28 protein-coding genes, 1 tRNA gene, 2 pseudogenes and 1 riboswitch are annotated in these 24698 nt (G+C 66.5%); of the genes and pseudogenes, 14 read left to right on the plus strand and 17 right to left on the minus strand.

The features are described from left to right. Nucleotides 1-51: 51 nt before the first annotated feature. Together ACQ5DX_RS01240 and ACQ5DX_RS01245 are read left to right on the plus strand one after the other, a co-directional pair. Nucleotides 52-1389: a lysine N(6)-hydroxylase/L-ornithine N(5)-oxygenase family protein gene (locus ACQ5DX_RS01240; RefSeq protein ID WP_430330887.1), complete on the plus strand. Its 1338-nt coding sequence runs from the start codon at nucleotides 52-54 to the stop codon at nucleotides 1387-1389. Continuing rightward, a complete protein-coding gene (locus ACQ5DX_RS01245) occupies nucleotides 1386-1619 on the plus strand; it encodes an MbtH family protein (protein WP_127917713.1) in 234 nt (77 codons plus the stop codon). The genes ACQ5DX_RS01240 and ACQ5DX_RS01245 overlap by 4 nt, the downstream gene beginning before the upstream one ends. Nucleotides 1620-1633: 14 nt before the next feature. Here ACQ5DX_RS01245 and ACQ5DX_RS01250 read toward each other — a convergent pair whose 3' ends face one another. Next, nucleotides 1634-3124 (minus strand): threonine/serine ThrE exporter family protein, encoded by a 1491-nt coding sequence (locus tag ACQ5DX_RS01250; RefSeq protein WP_430335512.1) that lies wholly within the window; start codon nucleotides 3122-3124, stop codon nucleotides 1634-1636. Beyond that, entirely contained in the window at nucleotides 3105-3485 is a 381-nt protein-coding gene (locus tag ACQ5DX_RS01255) for a nuclear transport factor 2 family protein (protein ID WP_430330888.1), read from the minus strand. Before ACQ5DX_RS01255 ends, ACQ5DX_RS01250 begins: the two co-directional genes overlap by 20 nt. 83 nt (nucleotides 3486-3568) lie before the next feature. Between ACQ5DX_RS01255 and ACQ5DX_RS01260 the strand changes: the two genes are divergently transcribed. Further along, a tRNA-Thr gene (locus ACQ5DX_RS01260) sits at nucleotides 3569-3643 on the plus strand. A 284-nt stretch (nucleotides 3644-3927) separates the two neighbouring features. Here ACQ5DX_RS01260 and ACQ5DX_RS01265 read toward each other — a convergent pair. Further along, nucleotides 3928-4584 carry a hypothetical protein gene (locus ACQ5DX_RS01265; RefSeq protein WP_430330889.1) on the minus strand — a complete coding sequence of 219 codons (657 nt, stop codon included), beginning with the start codon at nucleotides 4582-4584 and terminating at the stop codon, nucleotides 3928-3930. Nucleotides 4585-5081: 497 nt separating this feature from the next. On the opposite strand from ACQ5DX_RS01265, the gene ACQ5DX_RS01270 reads away from it, so the two are divergent. Beyond that, on the plus strand, nucleotides 5082-5237 hold the full coding sequence (locus ACQ5DX_RS01270; RefSeq protein ID WP_430330890.1) for a hypothetical protein: 156 nt from the start codon (nucleotides 5082-5084) through the stop codon (nucleotides 5235-5237). Between the two features lie 3 nt (nucleotides 5238-5240). On the opposite strand, the gene ACQ5DX_RS01275 is transcribed toward ACQ5DX_RS01270, so the two are convergent. From ACQ5DX_RS01275 to ACQ5DX_RS01295, 5 genes are all read right to left on the minus strand, one after another. Next, entirely contained in the window at nucleotides 5241-5795 is a 555-nt protein-coding gene (locus ACQ5DX_RS01275; protein WP_430330891.1) for a group II truncated hemoglobin, read from the minus strand. A 214-nt stretch (nucleotides 5796-6009) separates the two neighbouring features. Further along, nucleotides 6010-6363: a hypothetical protein gene (locus tag ACQ5DX_RS01280; protein WP_430330892.1), complete on the minus strand. Its 354-nt coding sequence runs from the start codon at nucleotides 6361-6363 to the stop codon at nucleotides 6010-6012. A gap of 1500 nt (nucleotides 6364-7863) precedes the next feature. Continuing rightward, entirely contained in the window at nucleotides 7864-8052 is a 189-nt protein-coding gene (locus ACQ5DX_RS01285) for a hypothetical protein (RefSeq protein WP_430330893.1), read from the minus strand. A 13-nt stretch (nucleotides 8053-8065) separates the two neighbouring features. Then, nucleotides 8066-8536 (minus strand): hypothetical protein, encoded by a 471-nt coding sequence (locus ACQ5DX_RS01290; RefSeq protein ID WP_430330894.1) that lies wholly within the window; start codon nucleotides 8534-8536, stop codon nucleotides 8066-8068. A 166-nt stretch (nucleotides 8537-8702) separates the two neighbouring features. Further along, nucleotides 8703-9398: a helix-turn-helix transcriptional regulator gene (locus tag ACQ5DX_RS01295; RefSeq protein ID WP_430330895.1), complete on the minus strand. Its 696-nt coding sequence runs from the start codon at nucleotides 9396-9398 to the stop codon at nucleotides 8703-8705. Between the two features lie 72 nt (nucleotides 9399-9470). Here ACQ5DX_RS01295 and ACQ5DX_RS01300 point away from each other — a divergent pair, with 72 nt between their 5' ends. Together ACQ5DX_RS01300 and ACQ5DX_RS01305 are read left to right on the plus strand one after the other, a co-directional pair. After that, entirely contained in the window at nucleotides 9471-10214 is a 744-nt protein-coding gene (locus ACQ5DX_RS01300) for an alpha/beta fold hydrolase (RefSeq protein WP_430330896.1), read from the plus strand. Between the two features lie 64 nt (nucleotides 10215-10278). Beyond that, nucleotides 10279-11183: pseudogene (locus ACQ5DX_RS01305) on the plus strand (integrase core domain-containing protein). 27 nt (nucleotides 11184-11210) lie between these two features. Here ACQ5DX_RS01305 and ACQ5DX_RS01310 read toward each other — a convergent pair. The 5 genes from ACQ5DX_RS01310 to ACQ5DX_RS01330 form a co-directional block, all read right to left on the minus strand. Continuing rightward, complete coding sequence (locus tag ACQ5DX_RS01310) at nucleotides 11211-11576, minus strand: hypothetical protein (protein ID WP_430330897.1); 366 nt, start codon at nucleotides 11574-11576, stop codon at nucleotides 11211-11213. A 902-nt stretch (nucleotides 11577-12478) separates the two neighbouring features. Further along, nucleotides 12479-12703 (minus strand): hypothetical protein, encoded by a 225-nt coding sequence (locus ACQ5DX_RS01315; RefSeq protein ID WP_430330898.1) that lies wholly within the window; start codon nucleotides 12701-12703, stop codon nucleotides 12479-12481. A gap of 216 nt (nucleotides 12704-12919) precedes the next feature. Continuing rightward, nucleotides 12920-13105, minus strand: a complete 186-nt coding sequence (locus ACQ5DX_RS01320; RefSeq protein WP_430330899.1) for an enoyl-CoA hydratase — start codon at nucleotides 13103-13105, stop codon at nucleotides 12920-12922. Between the two features lie 155 nt (nucleotides 13106-13260). Next, complete coding sequence (locus ACQ5DX_RS01325) at nucleotides 13261-13899, minus strand: class I SAM-dependent methyltransferase (protein WP_430330900.1); 639 nt, start codon at nucleotides 13897-13899, stop codon at nucleotides 13261-13263. 2 nt (nucleotides 13900-13901) lie between these two features. After that, complete coding sequence (locus tag ACQ5DX_RS01330; RefSeq protein ID WP_430335513.1) at nucleotides 13902-14861, minus strand: NAD(P)/FAD-dependent oxidoreductase; 960 nt, start codon at nucleotides 14859-14861, stop codon at nucleotides 13902-13904. 102 nt (nucleotides 14862-14963) lie between these two features. On the opposite strand from ACQ5DX_RS01330, the gene ACQ5DX_RS01335 reads away from it, so the two are divergent. Next, nucleotides 14964-15560 (plus strand): helix-turn-helix domain-containing protein, encoded by a 597-nt coding sequence (locus ACQ5DX_RS01335; protein WP_430330901.1) that lies wholly within the window; start codon nucleotides 14964-14966, stop codon nucleotides 15558-15560. Between the two features lie 26 nt (nucleotides 15561-15586). Here ACQ5DX_RS01335 and ACQ5DX_RS01340 read toward each other — a convergent pair whose 3' ends face one another. Further along, on the minus strand, nucleotides 15587-15718 hold the full coding sequence (locus ACQ5DX_RS01340; RefSeq protein ID WP_430330902.1) for a hypothetical protein: 132 nt from the start codon (nucleotides 15716-15718) through the stop codon (nucleotides 15587-15589). 240 nt (nucleotides 15719-15958) lie between these two features. Between ACQ5DX_RS01340 and ACQ5DX_RS01345 the strand changes: the two genes are divergently transcribed. Continuing rightward, entirely contained in the window at nucleotides 15959-16681 is a 723-nt protein-coding gene (locus tag ACQ5DX_RS01345) for a dienelactone hydrolase family protein (protein WP_430330903.1), read from the plus strand. Here ACQ5DX_RS01345 and ACQ5DX_RS01350 read toward each other — a convergent pair. The 3 genes from ACQ5DX_RS01350 to ACQ5DX_RS01360 all read right to left on the minus strand — a co-directional run bounded on the left by ACQ5DX_RS01350 (nucleotide 16661) and on the right by ACQ5DX_RS01360 (nucleotide 18558). Then, nucleotides 16661-17497, minus strand: coding sequence for an ABC transporter (locus ACQ5DX_RS01350; protein ID WP_430330904.1), 837 nt, complete (start codon nucleotides 17495-17497; stop codon nucleotides 16661-16663). The two genes, ACQ5DX_RS01345 and ACQ5DX_RS01350, sit on opposite strands and share 21 nt — an antisense overlap. A 59-nt stretch (nucleotides 17498-17556) precedes the next feature. Beyond that, complete coding sequence (locus tag ACQ5DX_RS01355; RefSeq protein WP_430330905.1) at nucleotides 17557-17871, minus strand: DMT family transporter; 315 nt, start codon at nucleotides 17869-17871, stop codon at nucleotides 17557-17559. A 15-nt stretch (nucleotides 17872-17886) separates the two neighbouring features. Further along, a riboswitch (guanidine-III (ykkC-III) riboswitch) is annotated at nucleotides 17887-17947 on the minus strand. A 23-nt stretch (nucleotides 17948-17970) separates the two neighbouring features. Next, nucleotides 17971-18558: a TetR-like C-terminal domain-containing protein gene (locus ACQ5DX_RS01360; protein WP_430330906.1), complete on the minus strand. Its 588-nt coding sequence runs from the start codon at nucleotides 18556-18558 to the stop codon at nucleotides 17971-17973. Between the two features lie 192 nt (nucleotides 18559-18750). Between ACQ5DX_RS01360 and ACQ5DX_RS01365 the strand changes: the two genes are divergently transcribed. The 6 genes and pseudogenes from ACQ5DX_RS01365 to ACQ5DX_RS01390 all read left to right on the plus strand — a co-directional run bounded on the left by ACQ5DX_RS01365 (nucleotide 18751) and on the right by ACQ5DX_RS01390 (nucleotide 24695). After that, complete coding sequence (locus ACQ5DX_RS01365) at nucleotides 18751-19998, plus strand: NAD(P)/FAD-dependent oxidoreductase (RefSeq protein ID WP_430330907.1); 1248 nt, start codon at nucleotides 18751-18753, stop codon at nucleotides 19996-19998. A gap of 40 nt (nucleotides 19999-20038) precedes the next feature. Then, nucleotides 20039-20452, plus strand: a complete 414-nt coding sequence (locus tag ACQ5DX_RS01370; protein ID WP_430330908.1) for a RidA family protein — start codon at nucleotides 20039-20041, stop codon at nucleotides 20450-20452. A gap of 369 nt (nucleotides 20453-20821) precedes the next feature. Beyond that, nucleotides 20822-22200 (plus strand): annotated as a pseudogene (locus ACQ5DX_RS01375) (MFS transporter). Between the two features lie 113 nt (nucleotides 22201-22313). Next, entirely contained in the window at nucleotides 22314-22451 is a 138-nt protein-coding gene (locus tag ACQ5DX_RS01380) for a hypothetical protein (protein ID WP_430330909.1), read from the plus strand. A 141-nt stretch (nucleotides 22452-22592) separates the two neighbouring features. Then, on the plus strand, nucleotides 22593-23294 hold the full coding sequence (locus tag ACQ5DX_RS01385; protein ID WP_430330910.1) for a response regulator transcription factor: 702 nt from the start codon (nucleotides 22593-22595) through the stop codon (nucleotides 23292-23294). A gap of 6 nt (nucleotides 23295-23300) precedes the next feature. Next, nucleotides 23301-24695, plus strand: coding sequence for a sensor histidine kinase (locus tag ACQ5DX_RS01390; protein ID WP_430330911.1), 1395 nt, complete (start codon nucleotides 23301-23303; stop codon nucleotides 24693-24695). Nucleotides 24696-24698 lie beyond the last annotated feature (3 nt).

The raw sequence follows: 24698 nt of genomic DNA on the forward strand, positions 1-24698 counted from the left end.
AAGGATTGCGGAGACCACCAGCGGTCGGGGCGACGAGGACGGACATGAGCGATGAGTGACAGTCAACGAGTCGGCAATGTGGAAACGCTGGACGTGGTCGGGATCGGGTTCGGTCCCTCGAACCTCGCCCTCGCGATCGCGATCGAGGAGCACAACGCGGACTGTCACCCCGATGAGCGGATCGCCGCTCGCTTCTTCGAGAAGCAGTCGGAGTTCGGTTGGCACCGGGGCATGCTCCTCGACGGCGCGACCATGCAGATCGCGTTCCCCAAGGATCTCGTCACGTTCCGCAATCCGCGCAGCGGCTACAGCTTCTTCTCGTACCTGCACGATCGGGGGCGGCTGGTCGACTTCGTGAACCACCAGACGTTCTTCCCCACGCGGGTCGAGTTCCAGGACTACCTGCAGTGGGCGGCTGCCCGCGTCGATGCCGACATCCGGTACGGCACCGCGGTCGCCGCGGTCGAAGGGATCGACGAGGAGGGAGTGGTCGACCGGTTCGCGATCTCGCTGTCCGACGGCACCGTCGTCCATGCCCGAAATGTCGTGGTGGGTGCGGGATTACGGGAGCGGATGCCGGAGTGGGCGACGGCGTCGGCGCGCTGCTTCCACAACCATCAGTTCCTCTTCCGGATCGTGGCGATGCCGGAACCGGTGCACCAGCGGTTCGTCGTCCTCGGCGCCGGTCAGAGCGCGGCCGAGGTGGTGCAGTACCTGCACAGCAACTACCCCGAGGCCGAGGTCCACAGCGTGTTCTCGCGGTTCGGGTTCAGCCCGGCCGACGACAGCCCCTATGCGAACAGGATCTTCGATCCGCACACCGTGGACGAGCTGCACGCCGCACCCACCGCCGAGCGGGAGCGCCTCCTCGAATTGCACCGCGGCACCAACTACTCGGTGGTCGACATCGAGTTGATCAACGCGCTCTACGCCACCGAGTACCAGGAGCGGGTGCAGGGGCAGCGACGACTGTTCATGCGACGCGCGTCCGAGGTCAGCGCGGTGACCGAGACCCCCGACGGCATCGAGGTGTCGGTGCGCAGCACGCTCGACGGCCTCACCGACACCCTCGTCTGCGACGCGCTGGTGCTGGCCACCGGCTTCTCGGCGACGCCACTGCACTCGCTCTTCGGAGAGTCGTTTCCCGGTGTCGCACTGGAGCGTGGCGTCGGCCGCGACTACCGTCTCGACACCGGACCGGGCGTCCGTGCCGGCGTCTACCTGCAGGGCGGAACGGAAAAAACGCACGGTTTGACCGCATCGCTTCTGTCCAACGTCGCGGTGCGCTCGGGGGAGATCCTCAATTCGATTCTCGCTCATCGAAATATCAGTGGGGGCCTTGCTAGGCTGAGCGAAGACAACCCGTACGCGACAAGCGAGGTTAGATGAGCACCAATCCGTTCGACGACGAAGACGGCCGCTTCTACGTGCTGGTCAACGACGAAGACCAGCATTCCCTGTGGCCCACGTTCTCCGAGGTCCCGCAGGGCTGGAGGATCGTTTTCGGCGAGGATTCGCGTCAGGCGTGCGTCGAATACGTCGAGAAGAACTGGACCGACATGCGGCCGAAGAGCCTGCGTGAGGCCATGGAGCAGGATCAGAAGAACGCCGAGAAGTAGTCCGCTCCATTCGGCTACGTGATGTCCCGCGTCACGGAGTCGGAGGCGGAACCGCTCATCACGACACTGCGTCGCCCGAACCTCGGGCGGCGCAGTGTCGTGTTTCGGCGCAACGTCGTATTCCGCCGCCGTGGTGGGCGACGCAGCGTCCGTGCGCCCCATTCCCCGAGTGTGACGCCCGCCGCCAGCGCGCATCCGATACCGAATGCGCCCAGCAGGGCGGTGAGGCCCACGATCACCTCGTCGTTCAACATCGCGTACAGCCCGCGATACAGAGACAGGCCGGGCAGCAGCGGCGTGATGCCGGCCACGGCGACGACGAGCGGCGGGGTCAGCGCCCGTCGTGCCATCAGGCCACCGGCGAAACCGATCACCGTCGCCGCGATCGCCGACGAGATCACCGGGCCGATCCCCATGCTCTGGGCGATCACGAAGAAGAGCAGACCGGCGGCGCCGCCCAGGCCGGCCGCCGTCAGCGCCCGTCGCTCGGCGTAACAGGCGAGCGCGTAGAACATCGACGCCAGCGCGCCCGCGATCACCTTGACCGGAAGCTGCGTGATGTCCGGCGGAGCGGCGTTGCTGATCAGCGGCAGGTCCGCACCGAGCGCGCCCGCGACCCGTAGCGACAGCGCGACGCCGGCGATGATTCCACCGGTCATCATCACGACCTCGAAGAACCGGGCGGACGCGGTGATCGGCGCACCGGTGATCGCGTCCTGCACCGAACCGACCAGCGACAGCCCCGACAGCAGCACCACGACCCCCGCCGCGATGATCAGCGACGGTCTGACCACGACGCCGAGATGATCCTGGACCGTGTACAGCGCCGTCGCCGGCGCGGCTGCGATCAGCCCGCCCATCATCTGCTGGAAGAAGTACGGCAGCCCGAACTGGTTGAGGACCCGGTTGACGCGGTCGATCACCACGGTGGTGAGGAACGCGACGACCGTGATGAACGGCCCAGCACCGAGCAGGACGGCGACCGCGGCGGCCAGGCCGGCCCAGCCGAGCGTCGCGACCCAGCGGTTGTACGGGTGCGGTGCGGAGACGATCGAGTCGAGGGCGGCGTGCGCCTGTGCCGGGGTGATCGCCTCGAGTCGGATCCTGCGGGTGAGACGGTCGGCGGCGGCGAGGCGGGTGAAGTCCATCGACCGGTAGTGCACGATGCGCATCGTGCTCGCCGGAGGGATCAGCGGCCCGCGGTGCGCGGAGACCACGATCGAGTTGTAGGTGACGTCGACGTCACACTGCGCCAACCCGTACGTCGCGGCGACGAACCGGACCTGCGTGGCCGTGTCCACCGCGGAGGTGCCCGACGCCAGCAGCAGGTCGCCGATGCGGACCGCGAGGTCGAGTACCTCGGCGACGCGTGCATCGTCGGTGAGGTCGATCGGCTGCAGCGGTGTAGGGGCCGCCGTGACCGTGTCGACCGTCGCCCGACGGTCCTTGACGAGACTTCCGACCGACGCCGCGAACCGGCGGACGTCAGATGTCGGTGACGAGATCCTTCTCGGTGAGATCGGTGGCCTCCAGTGCGGATTCGAGCGTGTCGTGCCGGAAGACGGCGGTCACCTGATCGTTCACGACGCGGAAGGCGGTGCCCACGGTCCGAGACACGTCCGGCTTGTCCGCCCGGGTGGCCTGCTCCTCGACCACGACGACGCCGTCGTGCATGAACATCCGGCCGGGGACCAGTGTAAGGCCCGACGATTCGGCCCATTCCCGCAGCGCGGTCAGGCCCTGCGCGGCGCCCTCCGAACCTCCCAGTTCGATGTCGTCGCTCGAGACGGCGAGGAGCGTGTCGATGTCGGACGAGTTGAGAGCGTCGTGCCACGCGAGAATCGTGGCGATCTCCGAGATGCGCATGCGACAACGCTAACCAAAACGGGCGGTCGAGGCACGGTTACGCGCACCACCGGTGGGTATGGATATGATGGGCGCGCTCGACTGCCTCCTTAGCTCAGTGGTAGAGCACTCGCCTTGTAAGCGAGCGGTCGTCAGTTCAATCCTGACAGGGGGCTCCACCGAGACAGCTCCTCACCAGCTAGTTGGCCGGTGAGGAGCCTTTTTCGTTGCTCACGAGTTCCCGAAATTGTCACGAGTTGTCACAAGCGACTGCAATCTCGCGCAGCGAGCTTCGTATGTGCCCGGTCCTGTAGGCCTCGCCGAGCGCCAGTCTCTTCTCGGCCTGACGCTTCAGTGCGGACTCGAGCGACTTATTCAGCGCCGGCGTGAGCGGAAGTGTGCGCCGATCTGTCGGTCTTGGGTCCTCCTCGACGACACCATCGACTTCGACCGAGTACACGAACTATGGGGTCGAGAACTCAGCGGCGAAATCGCCCGACCACAACAAGCGACCCTCCCAACGAGGAGTGATGGTCGCGGGCGACATCTCAGGCAGCGTCACGCCATATGCACTACTCACAGTCACCACACCGCCAGGAGGAATCAGTCCACTGCCCTTCCATAAATCCGGCTTGATGCCATTCACGGTGCCGGCAACGGAGATCTCCTCGGCGATAAGGCCTCGCGGACCGTAGTTCAGATACGGAGCCCACCAGTCAGCAGCATCGAACGTCTTCGTGCCAGCGTTGCGAAGCTCGAACTGGATGACAGTGATGGGGCCGTCGTGGTCGAACCGGTTAGTTGAGGTGCCCGTGGTCACGCTGCTGACCGTTGCGGTTAGACCGCCCTCGAAGGTGAGCGTTTCCCGCGGACCCGCTACCGATTGCTTTGGTGCTCGCTCAACCGTTGTCGCCGAATCGGGACTGATCCTCGTCCGAGAGCTGGCTGATGAGTTGGACCCGCCGGAATCGTCACAGGCTCCGAGGATGATGAAGAGCACAGTGATGACGCCAATCGCCGCAAAGATCGACGGCAGCACGTTGTTCTTCTTTTTGGGCGGCTGCGGTGGTGGCCACTGCTGCGGCGGGTAATAGTTCGGCGGTGGCGGCGTGTAGGTCAACGATCTTCCTTATTCCAGCTGGCGGATGCCCCATCTGTCATGCCGGTTCATATCAGACCGGTAGGTCACATTTGTCTGAAATGGCAGAGAGTGTGGCGTTCCCCGCAGCTACGCCTCGCCCGCCTAGCCCCATCGCTGAGATCGCCCGGATACTGAAACGCCAAACGCGCCGGCTTCCGGCTTGTATGGCGTGGCGGCAGGTGTTCGAACTGACGGGTTCGTAGCGTGTGTACAAATCGATGGTGCGCCGAGCTACGAACGCGCACCCAGGTTCTGTCCGAACGGCGATTCACTCGGCGCGCGGACTGCGTCGTCGGCTGGATGGCGTTTGGATGCTCCGACACAGGCGGCCACCGCACCTGCGAATGCAGGACGTGCGGCGAGATCCTGTACGTGCCAGCGCATGACGGGCCGCTCGGCTTCGAGGAGCGCTGGCGACGGATGTAGTGCAGGCTCGATCCGATTCTTTGCCAGTCGAGTTCTCGAGAGGTTCGACAGTGCAGATCGGCGACTGCGTGCATCCGCCCCGAGGGGGATCCCAGTTCACCATCGTCGCCGAGAATGACGACCGGTTCGTGATCGAAGCTGTGGAGGACGCGCTGGACCGCTACGCGTTCCCGATGAAGCCCGAGGACTTGGTCCCCGCTGAGTAACTGTCACTCCGGGTGGGAGAAGTCCGTCAGGAGACGACAGTCCCAGGAGCAGGCCGGCACCTTCAGACCCGCCGGGACGTCCTGAGCGCTGTGCGGATAACGGGTCATCTCAGCGGTGGCCCAGACGAAATAGTCGTGGAGTGTACTGCGCAAGCGCTCGTCGGCATCCAGGCCCGCGTCTTCCGGAGCGCCGTCGAAGCAGGCGATCGCGCGCCGGTTCATCTCCTCGTGTTCCCCGTTACCGCTGTGCATCCGGATCACTGAACTCCCGTCGCCCACCGATTCCGAGTAGAGCCGGGGGCCTCCCAACGACTCCGCCCAGTAGGCCGCCAGCCTGCGGGTGTGCTCGGGATGTACTCCTTTGCGGAAGGCGTGGCCGACCACCTCATCAGTCACTACGCGCCGGTGCCAGGCTTCGGCCAGGGTTAGGAACGCCTCGAATCCTCCGGTGGCCTGGTAGACGGTCTGCGCAGCGGGAACCCTAGGGTTGCCGCCAGGCCGGGGCAAGGATGTACATCCGATCAACGTACTGGTCGGAATCAGTCGGCTGAGGTTCATGTGAACCGATACGTGATGCCGCGCAAGGGCGGTCCGGGCGCGGGTCGCCGAGAAGCCTGGATGCCGCGGCCCCGCCCGGCTGCGCTGGATAGGCGAGGCCGTGGGTGCACCGACTGGGGTGGTGCGAGCGGGACACTACCGGCGAACGACGCCAATGGATCGCCCGAGCAATCGACGAAGCCCCGACCCGGATCTCTTTCCAGGTCAGGGCTTTTCACGTTTCTTTGGTAGCCCTATTGAGGTGTGGCGTGCGCAGGAGTTGGAGTTCCCCCGCGTCTTGCCTGATCAGAGTGAATATCGGGTACTTCTCGCCTGCAGGGCGGCCGAAGATCCTGGCTCGGGCACCCAACTCGGCGTGTCCGCCGATGAGCCAGGCGAAGCACCACTGCCCATTGTCGAGAGCTATGACCACCATCTGCCGCGGGCTGTGTTCCAGGCTGTGTAGGCCCTGCGATATCGGGCGGACGGCAATGACCGATCCGGCCAGCTGCTTCCCATCGATCAACCCGGATCGAACCGACCGGATCGCACCGTCTTCGGCGACGGGCTTCAGGCTGAACCACATCATCGAACGACTCCTGCATTGGGCTGCCTACTAGAGCGCGAACCCGATCCCGCTGTCGCGTGCGGCTACCTCGAATACGGGCATACCACCACGGGACCTGTGCGGCAGCGGCCGAACGCGGACGCCCGATTCCTTGCACTGCGGCCCAACGATCCGAGCAGGGCACCACACGCCATTATCGAGCGAGACGAACGTCTTGCGTTGCCGGCGGACCATCATCGGGTTTACTCCTGAGTTCGCGGGGTTTGACAACCTCAGGATCCCGCCGGGCAAGCACGTAAGCATCCGCTGAACTACCTACTTCAGTACCCATTCCGGGTGGGCTACACGGAGGTGCCAGGCACGCCGACCCATCAACGCCTCTGCCACTACAGGGAGTATCAGCGCGTTACTGCTGGTCAGAAGCGGTTCGACTTCGGGCGCAACCATCTCAGTCACGACAGGCAAATTCGGAACGGCACCGAGGAGGCTCAGCCTGACAGACGGTGCCGCTCGTCCCCCACAACTCCACCGCGCACGATGTGTTTGGCGTTGCGCAGGTCGTCGCTCACGGAGGATGCGTTATCGGTGGGCGCCAACACCGACGCTTCCCGCACCGTTGGCGAGGGTGACACTCACAGATCGTTCGACTACGGAACGCGGAAGCGGCACCGATTGAAACCCGACACGGTGCCGCCCCATTGAAGCCCGCACACGCCGCCCTGCACCGCGACGTCGCGAGCGCGGCCCAAATTCGAAAGCACCGTGCCGCGTGCGTTGTGGCTGGGCCGCAAGGGTGACGCTACTCGCGTCCAATCGTGCCTGGAATAGCGAAAGACCCCGCACCAAGGGGTAGTGCGGGGTCTTCAATGCGCTGTGGCACAGTCGCATATCGACCATATCGGGCCGTATGGATCAACGTGAAGCGGACGAACTTCCAACATGCGAAGACGGCACCACGCGCGGGGTCTAGGGCGCAGTGCCGTCTACGCCCGCAGGCTCCACCAGTAGGCAACATCGGTGTTGCCGCGGACCGCGGCCGTATGCGAATCGCAGCGGCGATGTGGCCGGGCCGCATCTCGAAGACTATGGCGGACAGCGTCAGCGCGGTTGAGAACTGAGGTAACCGTTACCTTCCCTGAACCGCGAGCGCCCCGAGGATCACTCGGGGCGCTCGGGTGGCTCGAAGGACAAGCGAGTCACGAGGCGCAACGTACGCGCGGGGTCCGACAGTCAGCTTCCCGGCCGATGCTGCCCGTACAGGCCCGAGCCGTCGCCATCGAGATCGAGATCGTTCTGCACGTCCGTCCGCGCGGCGATCTCCGCGGCCGCTGCGGAAGCTCAGTGACGACGGGCGCCGGCGATGAGGTCGGCGGCCCTGCCTTGATTCCTCATTCCTCACCGTCCAGGTCCGTACGCGTGCCTCGGCCGGGCCGGTTGGCATACCACGCGTCCATCGTCCCGGGCAGCCACCCGAAGTTGCGGCCGACCTTCGCGTCCGGCTCTGGTAGGTAGCCGCGTCTGTCATAGCTCTTGCTCGTGTCGGGCGCCCGGGCGCTTGAGCTCGTGGCGCAGGATCGCGGCGGCTGTGATCGCCCACGCGGTGCCCCACACCGCGGCGCGCTTCGGTGTGAAATCGTTCGCGAGCAGCGCGGCAGCTAGGTCGGTGAACACGATCAGGACCGCGATGGGCGGGGTCATCAGTCGCTTCATCTGGACTCCTCGGCTACACGGAGAGCGCGATCGCGATGATGACGATGGCAATCACCGCACACGTGGCCACAGTCACCAGAGCCAGGCGCACCTCGGAGGCGCTACTCCACGCCCACAGCCTCCTTGAAGACGGTCCATCGGAGCGCTTGGCTGGCGCGCTCATCGCTGGCGGTTCAGTAGGAGTTGCCGGCGTCTTGTCTGATAGCGCGGCGCGTGCGGCGGGCGGGTTCGCCGCCCTCTTGACGACGTTGTGTGCAACAGACACGCTCACAAGCCCAAGAACTGTCACCACTATGAGGCCTCCCCCAAATGCGGTCGGCGTGCTCGTGTAGCACGTTTCGCTTGCATACGTGCTCAACGGGTTTGAAGTGCAGATCTCCGGGGCGTTCGCAAACTCGAAGAGCTGGACTGCCAGCCCCAAGCCGCAGAGGAGCCATAGCCACGTGAACAGGCCTTTGAAGATCGCTTGCTGGTTGACGGTCATGTCCGAATTCAACAAATCAGAACGGTCGGATAAGTCTGATTTATGCAGGTTGAGCTCTTGGCGCTATCCACCGACTGCCGAAAGTGCCGGTTTCGCGTAAGCCCACTCGGTCCTGAGTGGATCGCGACCGCTAGTTGTACTGACCGGAGACGTTTGATCGAGTGCGTCACTCACCTTGGCCATTCACCGGTCGTGCTGTCGCTGGGGGGATGCCGATCTCGTCAATTTCGTGGCCGGTGCAGGCAATCTTGGTTGCACTGGCGTGCTCGATACGGGACACGAGGAACCACCGCATATCGCTGCGTAGCCTGCACCAGCCGATCAGGTACCAATGGCCGTTCCTGGAGGCGAACATCACCGGTTCTACGTCGCGGGCGGTCTTGTTGCCGTCACGCGAGGTGTAGCGGATACGCACCACCCGCTGCTCGGCCATCGCTTCCTCCAGCGCTGACTTGATCGTGCGCGGAGTAGGAGGCGCGTTGACCCAGACGCGACTGGCCAGCTCATCGGCCTTCGCCCGAGTCCGTGGATCAAGTACGTCCATGATCTTCCGAACGCCCGCCGAGGCGAGATCGGCGTAGGGGGCATCGGGTGCAGCAGAGACTGCCGTGAGCAGCGCCACTGCCTGCGCGGGGGTCAGGCTGACCGGTGGCAGGGTGCTTCGGGCGACTAGCCCGTAGCCGCCGCCGGGGCCCGGACGCGACCAGAGCAGCGCGCCACTGTTCTCGAGCGCGGTGAGGTCTCTCTTGACCGTCCGTACGGACACGCCGAACTCATTTGCCAGTCGCTCAGCAGTGCATCCACGCGGTCCGCTGCGTCGCAGCATCTCGGACAGGGCGTGGAGCCGTTCCGTTCTCTTCACTTCTCATCCCGGCAAAAAATCATGCCAAAATGGTGACATGCCCTTGTCCTGGAGGCTTGAGAGCATCGTGGTGTGACGACAAACGCGAGTAACCCGACCATCATCCTGATCGCCGGCCATTGGCTGGGGGCTTGGGCATGGGACGAGGTGCTGGAACACTTGACCGCTGACGGCTGGCGAACCATCCCGATGACGCTTCCCGGCCTCGATGAGCGGGACCCCGAGCGGGCGTCCAGGACGCTCGATGACCAGGCGACGGCGATCGAGCAGACTATGACCCAGGCTGAGGCCTCCGAGGCCCAGCCGGTAGTCATCGTGGCGCACAGCGGAGCCAATGCGCCGGTAAGCCTTGTGCTCGATCAGCATCCTGAACGCGTCCGCCGAGTGGTGTGGGTCGATAGTGGGCCCGTCGCGTCCGGCAGTGTCTTCGCCCCGGATGCGCCCGAGGATCTGGACGAGTTTCCCCTGCCGCCCTTCGACGCGCTCGGGCAGCAGGCCAGCCTCGAGGGCCTGAGCACTGAGGCTCTCGAGCGCTTTCGAGCCAGGGCCGTTCCGGAACCCGGTCCCGTGCTGCGCCAGCAAGTGAAGCTCACCAACGATGCGCGTCTGGCGGTCCCGACCACTCTGGTGTGCTGCTCGATCCCGAGCGCGCAGATAATGGAGTTGGCCAACGCGGGTCATCCCATGTTCGCCGAGGTGTCAAACCTCGACCATGTTGACCTCATCGACCTCCCGACCGGGCATTGGCCCATGTGGAGCCGCCCCGGCGACCTCGCCCACATCCTCGCCGCAGCAGCGACTTCCCCAGCTAACTGAACCGCAGACAGACCTGAAGAGGGCCAGCCGAAGTGGCTGGCCCTCTTCCATTCCGAAAGATCTCATGACACACCCCCATGGCGCGTTCACGCCAAGACACCGCCTCAAGGTCGCCCGTCTCGTCGTAGAGGAGGGGTGGCCGATCAGCGAGGTCACCGCCCGTTTCCAGGTGTCCTGGCCGACCGTGAAGCGCTGGGTCGATCGCTACCTCGCCGGTGAGCCGATGCACGATCGCTCCTCGCGGCCGAGAACATCGCCGAACAAGACGGGCAAGGCCGTGACGGAGCTTTGTGTGAGCCTGCGATGCGGCTGCGCGAAGGCCCGGTTCAACTCGCGAGCAGGCTGGGCGTCGCCCCGTCTACGGTGCAGCGCATCCTGTGCTCGGCGCGTCTGAATCGGCTGTCCTAGATGGACCGCGCGACCGGCGAGCCAATTCGCCGGTACGAGCACGACCACCCGGGATCGCTCGTCCATGTGGACGTGAAGAAGCTCGGGAACATCTCAGACGGCGGCGGCTGGCGCTACGTCGGCCGCCCCCAAAGCAACCGCAACCGCGCAGCCACCCCTGGCAAGCCGAAGAACAAATGGCGCAACCCGAAGCTCGGGTACGCCTTCGTGCACACAGTTCTCGATGATCACTCCCGGGTGGCATACACCGAGGTCCACGATGATGAGACAGCCGTCACCGCCGTCGCCGTTCTGCGCCGGGCAGTTGAATGGTTCGCCGACCGCGGCGTCACGATCGAGCGGGTTCTGCCGTATCGGCCACAGGCAAATGGAAAGGTGGAGCGCTTTCACCGCACTATGGCCGACGGATGGGTCTACGCCCGCTGCTACACCTCAGAACAAGAGCGGCGGGGAGCGCTTGGGGCGTGGTTGCACCAGTACAACCAGCATCGCCCGCACACGGCGTGCGGCAACCAGCCGCCGTTCTCACGATTGATCAACGTCTCCGGGCAGTACAGCTAGTGCCGATCATCCGATATGGGATCACCGCTAGCGCCGGAACCGGCGCGCGAGAGCGCGCGCACGGTCATCGCGCCGATCCTGCTTCTCCTGGCGGTCATGGCCGCCATCGATGCTGTGCATGGACTGCACGACGATTCTGCGGACAACGAAGAGTGCCGCAATCACCACAAACAGCACCGCCAGCCACATCTGCCGAGTGCTGACAGCGTCGGTGCACATGCGGAGCTCAAGCCCCGGGTCCAAGTTGCGAGTGGTAGCTGCCCCGGGGCCACAGTTGAACGGCCCGGCATGGACGTCGGCGAACAGCAGGAATACAAACACGGCGGAGACGGCGAGCGCTACCGCCAGGATCGACTTGCTGATTGTCTCGTACGCACGCTTCGACGCATTCATGACCGGGATTCAATCAGACCGATCGGTCGATTTATTCCGGGCGATGGTGTCTGCGACAGCAGCGGATAGGGCCAGACCGAGCTTCCGTCCCCTCCCTGGTTTTGCCCACGCTTTGCCCACACTTACGTTGGTCGCCTGCGGAATCCCCAGGAAGTTGTCACACGGTTGTCGCAACTTCCGCATCGCTGGGCTGTCGTTGGCTTCGCCCAGCTTCCTGAAAGACCAGGTCAGCATGTTGCGCTCCGCTGTGCTTCACCTATCTGGGCGCCTTGTAAGCGAGCGGTAGTCAGTTCAATCCTGACAGCGGGCTTCGAATAGAAGACCCTTCACCAGTGGCAATGCTGGTGAAGGGTCTTTTCGTATCATCACTCCGGTCGTGAACCGAGACCGAGAAACCTCTTGCGATCCCGTGTTCGAGGGATCCGCGGCTTCCGCGGAAAGGCGATCGCCGCCACGGCCACGCCACCCGTTGCAACGATGAGAGCCACCATGATCGCAACGGTTGTGAGCATTCCGTCTCGCCCTTCGTGAGGAGATGTCGTGCGTCGGGGCGGGTGCGCCGACCCCCGGTGTAGGGCCGGCGCACCCACGTGGCTTCACGCTGGGGGAAACGAAGCCACGAACGTCACCCAAGGGGGCGGGCGACGTGGAGACGATAGGCATAGCAATCCAGGAAAGTCACTCCTACTGACAGGTACATTCGGCGCGTCGTCGCAGGTCAGAAGGAATTTCAAACAAACACCCGACCATTTGGCCGAGCGGGCGCAACGCTCCGACTAGAAAGACGCACGACAACCGGGCATTGAGGAGGCCTAAGGAAACTGGAATTTCAGAAACGTGCCATCCCAACATGCGGGAAGGAACGGCGCGTCGGAACGCGCCCGGCACCGCTGCCCGGCGAGCTACCGGCGCCCGCCATCGCGGTCGAGGTCGAGCAGGTTCTTACCCTCGGCGCGGGCAGCAACTTGGGCGGCAGCGGCAGATGCGCGGCGACGTCGAGCGCCGAGCAGGTGGCCTCCGGCGACGAGCCCGGCGATCCCCCACGGGGCCGCATCGCTGCCTCGGTGGAATTCGATGCTTCCGAGGACGCCGAAGGTGCCCATCGCAACCAAGGTCCACGCCGTCACAGTGGTGACACCGGTCCGGCTACGTGACCGTCTGTCCTGGACGTGGGGCATCCGTGCCGCCTCCCTTTCGCAACGGAACAACATTACCGTCGCCGCCGTGACGGACGTCGTTCCACTCCTCGCCGGGGCCTGCACGGGGAAGGCCCTCGCCGGCAATACGCAGGCGAGGGCCCTTTTCACATCATTGGCATGCGCCTGGGGAAAGGCGCATTTATTTCACAGGGCGAAACCGTCCCCTGCTTTCGCGTCGGCGATGGTGAACGTCGGGTACTTCTCCCCGGCGCCGCCTTCGAGGAGCTGGACGCGGACGCCGGACCCGCCGTGGCGGCGCCCCACGATCCTGCCGAAGCACCAGTCGCCGCTGTCGAGCGCGATCAGTGTCTTGCGTCCCCGCCGCATCATGAGCCGTTCTCCTCGTGTCGATCCGAACAACTCCAGATTGCCGCGGCTGGGCACGCTTGGGCACCGTCAGAACTACCTGTTCGCCCCGGGGTCACTACCTGTTTTCGGTCGGTGCCGAGCCCTGGGCGCGGGCCCGGCACGAAACCGATCCCGGATCAGCCCGCCCGGTGCGCCCGCACGACCGTGTCGTGGATGGTCACGTCGTGGTCGCCGTGGCGGACGGTGCGCGACGACGCGGCCGCGGTGTCGACTGTCCATTCCTTCGGATCGAGCAGTGCCACAACCTCTTCCGGGGTGAAGAACAGCTCCGGCCGGGGCGGGCGCGGGATGCTGGTCTCCAGGTCCGACGGGTGGTGGCCCACGATCAGCAGCGTGCCGCCCGGGGCGACCAGGTCCGCGAGGTGCCGGAACAGCACCTCCCGCTGGCCGGACGGCAGGTGGACGTACTGCGAGGTCACCAGGTCGTACCCCATCGCGCCCGGATTCCACTCGAGCAGGTCCGCCTGCTGCCACGTGATCCGCTCCGCGATGTCGCTGCCGGCGTCGGCCGCGTGACCGGCGGCGCGCTCGATCGCGACGATGGACAGATCGATCGCGGTCACCGTCCAACCCCGTCCGGCGAGCCAGATGGCGTCGGCGCCCTCACCGCAGCCGACGTCCAGTGCGGTCGTCGTGGTGAGGTCCGAAACCTCGTTCACCAGATTGGGATTCGGGTTTCCGCTCCACAGGCGGTGGCTCGAACGGTAGCGCTCGTTCCAGAACCCCTCGTCGAACACCTCGGTCATATCGGTCATTCTCAGGCTCCCTTCTGCTGCCGTGCTCGAAGCTCGGCGACGGCACGGTTCGTGTCCTCGACGATGAGGTCGTTGTTGAGTGCGGTGGTGGCTAGGGCTGCACCCGCGGCCGCCCCCAGTACCTGTGCCTTGATGTCGGTGACGTTGCCCGCGACCCACACTCCCGGCACCTTCGTCAGTCCGGACCAGTCGGCCGGCACGAACTGTCCGCCGGACATAGGTTCGATTTCGGTCTCGAGGCCCAGCGAGGCCAGCGCGTCGACGCGGGCCACGAAGCGGGGCGCCACCACCAGCGCGGCGCGCTCCACGACCGTGCCGTCCGCGAGCCGAACACCGGTGAGGCGGTCGTCGTCGATCACCAGCGAGTCCACGACGCCCTCGACGACGGGGACACCGCGTGCCTCGAGCTGTTCGAGCTGCTCGGCGGTCGGCTCGGGGCCGGTGTGCCGGAACAGGACGACGTCGTCGGTCCACTGCCGGAACATCAGCGCCTGGTGCACGGACATCGGTCCGGTGGCGAGCACGCCGACCGGTTGGTCGGCGATCTCCCAGCCGTGGCAGTACGGGCAGTGCAGCACGTCGCGTCCCCAGCGTTCCCGAACCCCCGGAACGTCCGGCAGTTCGTCGACCAGGCCGGTGGTGACGAGCAGGCGCCGGGCACGCACCACCCGGTCGCCGGTGATCGTCACCGTGAATCCGTCCTCGACCCGGCGGGCGTCGGCGACCGTGCCCTCGACGATCCGGCCGCCGTAGCGGCGCACCTCGTTGCGCCCGATGCCCGTCAGCTCGGTGGGCGGGACGCCGTCACGGGACAGGAACCCGTGCACCCCGGCGGCCGGGGCGTTGCGCGGGTCACCCGCGTCGATCACCAGCACGCTGCGGCGCGCGCGGGCCAGCATCAGCGCGCCCTCCAGCCCGGCGGCCCCGCCGCCGATCACCACCACGTCGTACTCGTCGGACATCCGATCGCTCACTTCGTCCTCCCTGCTCTCGTCCAGGCCACCACCATGCCGACCTTCGACCAAAACTGGCAAGCAGATTTGCCGAAGTGGCAATCTGTAGGCATGGCAGACGAGATGGATCGGATCCTCGACGCCGTCGGTCCCCGGCTGCGGACCCTCCGGCAGTTGCGGGGAGTGACGCTGGCAGAGCTGTCCACGGACACCGGGATCTCGGTCAGCACGCTCTCGCGGCTCGAATCGGGGCAGCGAAAGCCGAATCTGGAACTGTTGTTGCCCCTGGCCAAGGCGTACGGGGTGCCGCTCGACGAACTGGTCGGGGCGCCGCCGACGGGGGATCCGCGGATCCACATGCGGCCGATCCGGCGAGGCGACCTGACGATCGTGCCGCTGACGCGCCGGCCCGGGGGCATCCAGGCGTACAAGCACGTGATTCCGGGTGGCGTGGAAACCCGGGAACCCGACCCGCGTGTGCACGACGGCTACGAGTGGCTGTACGTGCTCAACGGGCGCCTGCGGTTGGTGCTCGGCGACCAGGACCTGGTGCTGCTACCGGGCGAGGCCGCCGAGTTCGACACCCGCGTCCCGCACTGGTTCGGTGCCGCCGGCGCGGAACCGGTCGAGTTCCTCGGATTGTTCGGCCGCCAGGGCGAGCGCGCACACATCCGAGCACGTCCGGCGGGGGACGAAACGGGCGAGTGAATCGAAAAGAAGGGGAGGTGCCGGCCCTACTTGTCCTGGGGGGCGGCGGGTGCGTCTCCGAACATTGCCGCGATGCGGGACTTGATCTCCTCGGTGGTGATCGATCCGGTGCGGACGCCGCTCGCGGTGGTCTGACGGGGGTTCGAGATGGGGCTCATTCGACTTCTTCCGTGCCTTCCAGGTACGTCGGCTGCCGTCCGGCGTCGTCGACACCGGTGTAACCGGCGGCGCGGCATCCGGGACGGAGCAATCGCGCCAAGGGCCAGGCTAGCGACGCGAAGGACTCGAGGACGTTTCTCGAGGAAGTGGTTACACAACCGGAATCTAAGCACCCGAATAATGGTGCAATCGTTACGATTTCCCGGTCCGATCGGGACCGAGGTCCCTAGTCTCGGGTGATGCCGGTCATCACTGTGCCCGCTCCCGACGGTCCGATCGACGCGGTCCTCGACACCCCGGACGACACAGGAACGGGCCCGTGGCCGGGTGTGGTCGTGGTGCACGACGCGCTCGGCGTCGGCCGCGACATCCGCGACATCACCGCGCGCGTCGCGTCGAACGGGTACCTGGCGCTCACGCCCGATCTGTACGCGCGTGGCGGGCGCACCCGCTGCGTCGTGCGGGTCTTTCGCGAACTGATCGGTGGGCACGGCCGAGCGGTGGACGATCTGCTCGCCGCCCGCGATCTGCTCGCCGCGCGCCCCGACTGCACCGGTCGTGTCGGAGTGGTCGGTTTCTGCATGGGCGGCGGGTTCGCGCTGGTCCTCGCGCCCAAAGGGTTTGCGGCAGCGGCGCCGTTCTACGGTGCGCTGCCGCGCCACGTCGACGACGCACTGCGCGGCGCGTGTCCGATCGTCGGCAGCTACGGGTCACGGGATCCGATGCTGTGGAACGCCGGCCGACGGTTGGACGCCGCGCTGAGCCGGATCGGTGTCGAGCGCGACGTCCGAACGTATCCCGGTGTGGGACACAGCTTTGCGAACCGACTGGTCACCGGCGGGGCGTCGGGCGCCCTGCTGCGGATCGCCGGCATGGGCTTCGACCACGAGACTGCGGAGGACGCGTGGCGTCGGGTGTTCGCGTTCTTCGACGCGCACCTGTCAGGTGGGGCCGAGGGTTAGATCGCCGCCGCGGCCGCCCTTGAGCCAGCGTCCGGGGAGGCGTCCGGCCAGGTCGCCGAGCGGTCCGACGGCCGCGCTGAGGATGCCGACGGTCTCCTGTAGCAGGTCGATGCTCGCGCTCATCCGCTGCAGGTTCGGCGCCAGCGCCGTCAGCGTCTCGGACAGCGCGACGATCTGATCGAGCGGGCCCCCCTGGGCGATGAGTCGCTCGAATGCGCCGTCCTCCGCGAGCAGTGTCTCGAGGATTCCGTTCTCGGCGAGCGCCTTGTCGACGATGCCGTCCTTCTTGGTCAGCCGCTCCACGGCGCCGTCCGCGGCGGTGAGCCGCTCGAGCGGTCCGTCCTCGGCGGTGAGGCGATCGAGCAGGCCGCCCGGCGCGAGCAGTCGCTCGAGGGGGCCGTCCTCCGACAGGATCCGGTCCAGTGGTCCGTTTTCGGCCAGCACCCTGTCGAGAGGGCCACCCGGCGACAGCACCCGCTCGAGTGGTCCACCGGGCTCGAACAGGCGCTCGAGGGTGCCGCCGTCGGAGGTGAGGCGGTCCACGACGCCGCCCGGCGCCAGCAGTCGGTCGAGCGGGCCGCCGGGGCGCAGCGCCTGACCGAGCGGGCGGTCGTCGGACGCGAGCGCCGCGAGCTGCTGCACCAACTGCAGCGGTCCGCGCGGGTTGGCGAGAGTCGCGGCGCTCACGCCGGTCATCGTCGGGCTGGTCAGCGCCATGCGCGTCGTCGCCAACGCCGTCGCGGTGAGCTCGAGCGCCGAATCCGCGATGGTGAGCCCCGCCCGGAGCGGAAACGTGAAGGCTGACACCAGGTTCATTCGTTTACTGTAACCTCCGCCACACAGCCAAACGCGCCGTTCGGTTCGTGGCGTGGACGTCAGTGGAGGGCCCTGAGGCCGATGACGCAGCCGACGATGCCGAGGATCAACAGGATCTTCACGATCGACGCGCTCTCGGTGCCGGTGATCATCGCGTACCCGACCGTCAGTGCCGCGCCGATGCCGACCCACACCGCGTACGACGTGCCGATCGGTAGCGTGCGCATCGCATAGGCGAGTCCGGCCATGCTGAGCACGATGCCGATGCCGAAGATGATCGACGGTCCGAGGCGGGTGAAGCCCTCCGACTTACCGAGGGCGGTGGCCCACACCGCCTCCAGGACGCCGGAGATCACGAGCACTATCCAAGCCATGGTGTTTCAACTCTCCAAACACCGTCTTGTCGCTGGCCGGGTACGGTGTGCTCGTCCGGATGTCTATCGACTGGTACCAGGGTACCGAATTCGGTGCGGTCAGGACGCGGGGTGCGGGCGGGTGGCGGCCAGCACGATTCCGACGACCTGCTCCAATTCTTCGGCGGACGATCGGCGACCGAGCATCATCGGCGCCATGAACAGGGGCGCGGTCAGGGCGTTCACCATAGCCTCCGGTGTGTGGTCCGCGTTGGCATCGCCACGGTCGATCGCGTGCTGCGCCATCTGCTGCCACGCGTCGATCACGGGGCGGTACTGCCCGAGCACGAGTTTGTTGAAATCGGGGTAGCGGTGGCTCGCCATGAGGGCCGCCGAGGCGACTTCGACTGGGCTGGAGGCGTATTCGGCGATCTGTTCGGCGAAAGCGCGGACGTCGGATTCCCACGAACCCGTGTCCGGCGGGGTGACCTGGCGAAAGTGCATCGACAGCGCCTCGACGAGTAGGTCGGTGTGGGTGGGCCACCACCGGTAGATCGTCTTGCGGCTGACGCCGGCGCGAGTGGCGACCTCGACGGTGGTGAAGTCGAGGCGACCTTCGGCGAGGAATCCCAGACACGCCTCGCCGACGGCGACGCGAACCTTCTCGCTCCGACCCCCGGTCCGAACCCGCTCGGGCTTGTCGCTCAACGCCATCTCCTCCTCCGCAACCAAACCTTAACGACACATGCTGTTGACTTAGAGGCGTCGGCGTTGGATGATTTCCGTCACACGCTGCCGAACGCACCGCTCCAGCCTGTCAGAGCCTGGCGGTCGCGTGGCATCGCGCTCGAGCCTTCCGGGTGCCGAACTCTGTCCCGGGTCAGTCGATGAGGAGAATTCATGCAGGACGAAGGTCGTTTCGACGTCATCGTCGTCGGGGCGGGGCCCATCGGTGCCGCCACCGCCCGGCATCTGAGTGAACGCGGCGCCTCGGTGCTGGTCGTCGGACCGGACGAGCCCTCGGGGTTCGCGGACCACGACGGAGTGTGGGCCGGCTACTACGACCAGGGGCGGCTGGCGCACGTCCTCGAGGTTCCGCTGATGACCTCGATGCTGGCGATGAGGTCGATTCGGCGCTTCCCTGACCTGCAGGAACGTACCGGTGTGGAGTTCGCGATTCCGCGGCAATCGCTCACGGTCATGCCCGACGACTCCGAGGGCGGCGGGCTCGCCGACTGGTTCAACCGGGCGCTGCTCGCCGGCAACGCCGCCGATCTCAACGTCGCGGTCGAGCAATTCAGTGCCGAAGAGCTGCGGCGGGAGTATCCCGACCTGGGGTTCGCGCCCGGTCACGTCGGCATCGTGCAGCGGGACGCCTTCATCGTGAATCCGCGCGGGCTGGTGCAGGCCGAGCTGGCCGCCGCCGTCGCGCAGGGCGCCGTGCTGGTCCGCGACGTGGTCGACAGCGTGGAACGGTCCCCTCAGGGGGTCCGAGTCGCCTCCCGCGGGGGCGAAACCTGGCGTGCCGGAAAGGTTGTCGTCGCGACGGGCGCCGCGACCAATGTCGGCGGTCTCCTCTCGAGGCCGCTGGACATGCGCACCTACGGCGCGACGGTCGTCCTCGTCGAGGTCCCGGACCCGTCCGAGTTCGACATTCCGGCCATGATGTACATGAAGGCCTCCGGCGAGGAAGTGACCTTCGGCGGGATCGTCATGTCGCCGCTGCAGTACCCCGACGGCCGGTGGTATCTGAAGTGTTCCGGCCGAAGCCTTCTCGACAACCCGCTGGATTCCGCGGAGGCGATCGCGCGTTGGGTTCGCACGGGAGGCCGGCAGGAGGACATCCGCGAATCGCTCGACCTACTGGCCGAACTCCTTCCCGGAAAGACCCTCGGTCCCGCGCACACCCGCCCCTGCATGGTGTGCGAGACCCCGACGGCGTTGCCCTACATCGATTGGGCGGACGAGCACACGATCGTGGCGGTCGAGGGTGAGCGCGGCGCGATGGCGGCCGACGAAATCGGCAGGCTCGCTGCGGGACTCGTGATCGACGGGGTGTGGACCGACGGGATCCCGCACGCGGCCTTCCAAGCGCGCTGGGCGGAAACGGAAGTCTCGCCCCCGCTGCACTCTGTCGCGACCGCCTGACCTCCGCGTGAACGTCCCACGAGTAGAAACGGATCACCCGATGTTGTGTTCGAACGGCGTCGTCGTCCCCGCAGAGTTGGACCATGTCTACCGGCATTGGCATATCGCTCCCGCCGTTCGGGCAGGGAACTTCATCATCTGCTCCGGTGTGCTCGGCCAGCATCCCGACGGCACCGTTCCGGACGATCCGGCGACACAGTTCACCCTCGCGTTCGAGAACCTCGAGCGCGTCGTCATGGCTGCCGGGGCCGTGCTGGCCCATGTCGTCGAACTGGTCACCTTCCACACGGATCTCGAGGGCGATCTCGGCGCCTTCACGACGGTCAAGGAACGATTCATCCGCGCGCCCTACCCGGCGTGGACCGCGGTGGGAGTGGCCCATCTCGGCGCCGGATCGGCGGTGACGCCGCGCGTCGAGATGAAGGCAACCGCTTATCTCACCGACGCCTCCTGATCCCCGAGCTTCTCGCGCCCCGACAACGCTCCACCATCCCTCTGCGCCCGCGCGCGCCCGTGCGCGGAAAGGGAACGGCGCTGTCCGCCCGTGTGCGGCAGTGCGAATCCAGCGCGCCATTCATGCCTTCGCGATCGGAGCTACACGCGCCGATCGACTTCTGATCGGCAGCACTACCGCTCTGCCCCGCTCGCTCATGCCTCCCCGCACGAGCGATGCCGCATCGATCCCTCGTACAGGTTCCCGACCTGAAAGGCCCCGCATATGGATCTCGCGTCCAACGGTGGCGACACTCTCGTCGCCACGGGAGACCCCGTAGCTTCCGGAACCGGAAGCTGGACACCACGACTGGTGCTCTCGTTCGTCTCCATGGTGCTCGTGCTGGAGATGCTCGCCTGTAGCTATCTGATGATTTCTGTTGCACTGCCGCAGATTTCGTCACACTTTCACACCACACATGGCGTCTGGATGCTCGCGGCGTTCCTGCTGATCGGTGCCGTCGCCTCGCCCCTCCTCGGAAAGCTGGCCGACACGCACGGCAAGCGGAAGATGCTGCTCGCGTGCGTCGTGCTCTCGGCGGTCGGCGCGCTGATCGCGGCCATCGCCCCGACATTTCCGATCCTGTGCTGGGCTGGGCGCTGACCGGGCTCCTCAGCCCCTGCCTGTTCCTGGTGTACGCATTGATCCGCGACGTGTACCCGCCCCGAACGGTGACGATGGCGGTGAGCATCTCCACCACCGGCATGGGCCTGATCGCCGTGCCGTCCCCCTTCTTCACCGGTTGGATCGTCGACAATTTCGGGTTCCGTGGAATCTTCTGGTTCTTCGTCTTCGGCCTGTCGCTGCTGGCCGTGATCATCCGCGTCACCACGGCGGAGTCCCCGATCCGGCTACCGGCGCGGATCGACCTCGTCGGCGCAGCCCTCCTCGGGATCGGGCTCGCCGGGCTGTTGCTCGGCATCAGCTTCGGACCGGACTGGGGATGGGCCGAACCGTCGACGGTGGCCTGTCTGGCCGGCGGGCTGCTGTTCATGCTCGCCTGGTTCGTGTCCGCCCGTATGCTGCGGGATCCCATCATCGACCTCTCGATCCTGTCGCAGCGTCCCGTCGCGCTGACGTCGGTGAGTTCGGGTCTGTGCTGGGCCGCGATCGCCGCGTTCGTCATGTTGCTGCCGATGATGGTCATGACGCCAGGCGATCTCGGTCTCGGATACGGATTCGGGGCCGACGCGGGCGAGTACGCCTGGTTCCACGCGCCCGATGGGGCGATGACCCTGGTGGGCGGATTCATCGTCGGCGCCTTGTGCCCGCGCGTCCGGCCGAAGCTGATGATGGTCACCGGCCTCTCCATCGTCGCAGTCGGGAGCCTGCTCCTCGCGATGACGCACGACTCCAGGGCGGTCGTCATCCTGCTTGCCGCGGTTGTGGGCCTGGGCGGGGGAATTGGCTACGCCGCCACGCCGAACCTGCTTATCGAGGCCGTCCCACCGCAGCTCCTGGCCACAGCGGGCGCCATCTCGTCCACCGCAGGCAACGTGCTTCCCGCAATCCTGCCGGTCCTCGTCTTCGCGATGTTGAACTCACACATCGCGTTTGTCGCCGAAGGCAGCGCGCTGTACTCGAACGCCGGTATCTCTATCGGCTTCGCGATGGTCGCCGGTGCGGCGCTGCTCGGCGCGCTGGCCGCGATCGCAATTCCCCGGTCGATCCGGCAGGCAGACGTGCCGTCTGCGGCCGTGGCCGACTGACCGATTCGTGTGCTCGTCCGTGCGCGCCGCGCGCGGCGAGACACGCTCGCCGTCGACCGACGGGAGCAAACCACTCTGCACCGACGAATGTGCAGACGAACAGGAGGAAGACAATGGGCTTGACAGCTTCGGATCTGCAGTTGATGGGCAACATCGCCACGGTCGTCGGCGCGGCCGCCGGCATCCTGGGCGGAATCGGTGCAGCGGTCGGTCTCGCCGCGTTCTTCGGTGGCGGCGCCATGCTCAGCTGACCATGTCGCGCACGTAGCGCGCCCGGAGGTGCTCTGCCGGTGGACGGGGTCGGCGGAGCACCCCCGTGGCGTCGTGGCATTCACAGGAACTTCCCAGCGAACGCCCAGGAGGGATATAGCTCGGTGGGAGAATCTGGTGGTGTGAACGAAACGCCGCAGGTCCGGGTGCTGATCGTCGACGACGAGCCGACGCTCGTCGAACTGCTGTCGGTCAGTCTCCGGTTCCAAGGATTCGAGGTGGAGACCGCGACGAACGGCGCTGAGGGGCTGGACCGCGCGCGAACCTTCCGGCCCGACGCGCTCATCCTCGACGTCATGATGCCGGGCATGGACGGGTTCGGGATGTTGCGGCGTCTGCGCGCCGACGGAATCGATGCGCCGGTCCTGTTCCTCACGGCTCGGGATGCGCTGGAGGACAAGGTGACCGGCCTGACGATCGGCGCCGACGACTATGTCACCAAGCCGTTCAGTCTCGAGGAGGTGGTCGCGCGGCTGCGGGTGATCCTGCGTCGAGCCGGCCGCGGCAACCAGGACAAGCAGTCGCCGCGTATCAGCTTCGCGGACATCGAACTCGACGACGACACCCGTGAGGTGTGGAAGGCCGGCGATCTGGTCTCGTTGTCGCCCACCGAGTTCACGCTGCTGCGGTACTTCATGGTCAATGCCGGCACCGTGCTCAGCAAGCCGCGAATCCTCGACCACGTGTGGAACTACGACTTCGGCGGTGAGGTCGGCGTGGTCGAGTCGTACGTCTCCTATCTGCGCCGCAAGATCGACACCACCGAGCCGCGTCTGATCCACACCCTGCGGGGTGTGGGCTACGTGATGCGCGAACCGCGGTAGGTGTCCATGCGTCGACTGCGTGCGTTGCCGCTGCGGATCACACTGGTCGCGGCGCTGCTCGTGCTCGCTGCGGCAGGTCTGCTCGCGTCCGGAGTCGCGGTGACCTCCGCGATGGAGCACTCGCTGCTGGACCGGACCGACCGGCAGTTGTTCGATGCCGCTCACGGGTGGGCGAAGCCGCGGGATCCGCACGTCGGGCCGCCGTTGGCCGAGCCCGGCCCCAATCGGCCGCCCAGCCCGTTCTTCGTCCGGACCACCGAACCCGACGGCTCGGTGCGGATGGAGGTCAACGACGAAAGTACCAATGCGGTACCGGAACTCGTCAGCGATCCTGGTCCGGTGACCGTCGGATCGGCCCGCGGTGGCGACATCAGGTGGCGCGAGATGACGGTGTCCAGCCCAGCCGGCACGACGACCGTGGCGATGAAACTCACCGACATCGACGAGACGGTGGACCGACTGGTGGTACTGCAGGTCGGGATCGGCGCGGTGGTCCTCGTCGTTCTCGGAATCGCGGCCACCTTCGTGGTGCGGCGCAGCCTGCGTCCGTTGCGCGAGGTCGAGGAGACCGCCGCGCGCATCGCCGCCGGTGATCTGCACCGACGCGTGCCCGAGTGGGACCAGCGGACGGAGGTCGGCAGGCTGTCGTCGGCACTGAACGGGATGCTCGCGCAGATCCAGTCGGCCTTCTCGTCCACAGCCGCGTCGGAGGAATCGGCCCGGCGGTCGGAGGAACGGATGCGCCGCTTCGTCGCCGATGCCAGTCACGAGCTCCGCACCCCGCTTGCGGCGATTCGAGGGTTCGCCGAGCTGTACCGGCAGGGGGCCGCGACGGACACCGGAATGGTGATGAGTCGCATCGAGGACCAGGCCACGCGCATGGGGTTGCTGGTCGAGGACCTGCTGATGCTCGCGCGGATGGACGCGCAGCGGCCGTTCGAACGGCACCCCGTCGACCTGCTCGGTGTCGCTGCCGATGCCGTCCACGACGCACGGGCGATCGCCCCACACCGGCGGATCAGTCTGGAGTTTCTGCCCGACTCAGGTCCGGCCGAGGTGATGGGCGATGTCGCGCGGCTGCGGCAGGTGGCGGGCAATCTGGTCAACAATGCCCTCCAGCACACCCCCGATGCTGCGAAGGTGACGGTGCGCGTGGGCACGTCGGGCGACGACGCGATCCTCGAGGTGGCCGACGCCGGGCCGGGGCTGAGTGAGGAGGACACGACGCGTGTCTTCGAACGGTTCTACCGTGCCGACGAATCCCGGACGAGGGCGAGCGGCGGGAGTGGACTGGGTCTGTCGATCGTCGCGGCCATCGTCAAGGCGCACGGCGGCGCCGTCACCGTCGACAGCGCACCCGGGAAGGGAGCAACCTTCCGGGTGCTGCTGCCGCGCGGATGAGTC

The organism is Rhodococcus sp. ACT016 (assembly GCF_050477185.1).
GTDB lineage: Bacteria > Actinomycetota > Actinomycetes > Mycobacteriales > Mycobacteriaceae > Prescottella.